We start from the raw sequence: 1,524 nt of genomic DNA, 5'->3' as shown, positions 1-1,524 counted from the left end.
CACTAGCGTTGCATAAAAAAATATTTATTTTGTCAACGGCATAAAAAAACACTATATATTACCTTTTGTGGAATATTATGGTTTTCTGTTATATAAAAAAATCCTTATAATTAGGAGGAAGGTTATAGTCCTGTCCAAATCCTAACTATAAGGAGTACCCATGGACAAGCATAGCATAGAAACAGTATTTAATAAATACCTTCATCCTATCGATGAAGGTATTTTAATTAAAATGGCAGAGCTATTTGAACTTGATAAATATGTAAAAAAACTAAGTGTTGTCCCTTTTGTAAAGTTATTTACCTATGCACAGTTAAAGCAAATTTCTAGTTTAACGGATATTAGCTTTGAATTGAATAAAGATCCCCAACTTCGAAAGGAGATTGGACTAGATTCAATTAGTAAATCTCAATTATCTAGGAAGTTAAGGGACATTTCGCCTAAGATTTTTGATGCTTTACTAAGACACTCGATACAAAAGGTACGGCAAAAATATGGATTACGTAAAGGAAATCAAAAACTTAGAAAACTGCATCTGATCGATTCATCAACGATTACTCTCAGCCTTAAGGAACACCCTTGGGCCCCTAAGAACCGATACACCTCTGGGATAAAGTTACATACACGTGTGGTATTTTATGATGATGTTACTTACTTAGATGATTTGATTATTACTCCTGCAAGACCTGCTGATATAACACAATTAGATCCTCTTTTAGTAAAGGTACATGGTACCTTCCATGTTTTTGATCGAGGATATTTTGATTTTAAGATTTTTGAAAAGCTTTGCTCTAAAGGGATCCGGTTTGCTACACGGATAAAAGATAACACAGTTATTCAGGTAGTAGAAGAAGTTCCCGTACCAGAAAGCTCATCTGTTCTGAGAGAAGCTATAGTTTTTCTAGGTAAAATGAGACATCCTCTCCGTTTGATTGAGACAGTTGATAGCGAGGGAAATCAAATCCAAATAATAGTTAATGATGCTAGAATACCGGCTGAGGAAGTAAGCGCAATATATCGGGATCGTTGGAAAATTGAGCTTTTTTATAAGTGGATGAAACAGCACATGGTGGTAAAAACAATGTACGGAAAAAGCCCAAATGCTGTATATAACCAAGTTTATATCGCCATGATTGCCTTTTGTTTAACGTTATTACTACAAGATGATTTATTCTATAAAGGAACATTATTAGTGCTTAAAAAACACCTTGCAAAATTCGCCTTAGCAAGATACCTAGAATTTAAAAAGGAACTATTCAAACCTCCTTCCCGAACCTCTGAGGGTAAAAAAAGTTATGATTATGAGCAAGAATTTAAGGAAATATTGAAAGATGTTGAAGAAGGAAGGTTTAAAGAATAGCAATTTAAGTAGTGGAATATTTGTAAAAAAATGGATAAAGGACACCTTCAATGATGTCGATTTATCCTTTTTTCTTTTTTCTACAAGAAAATATTATCGGAATATTCTGTTATATCATATATTTGTTATTGACTTTTTTATTAGACTTTTATGCAACGCTAGTG

General features: G+C 32.9%; 1 protein-coding gene. It reads left to right on the top strand.

Annotated features, from left to right (window positions below):
* Window positions 1–160: 160 nt before the first annotated feature.
* Entirely contained in the window at window positions 161–1,360 is a 1,200-nt protein-coding gene (locus tag J2S74_RS27265) for an IS4 family transposase (protein WP_307332917.1), read from the top strand.
* Window positions 1,361–1,524: the final 164 nt, after the last annotated feature.

The organism is Evansella vedderi (genome assembly GCF_030813435.1).
Taxonomy (GTDB): domain Bacteria; phylum Bacillota; class Bacilli; order Bacillales; family Salisediminibacteriaceae; genus Evansella; species Evansella vedderi.
Note: the sequence above shows the minus strand (reverse complement) of the source record. Positions and strands in the feature narration are given on the sequence as shown.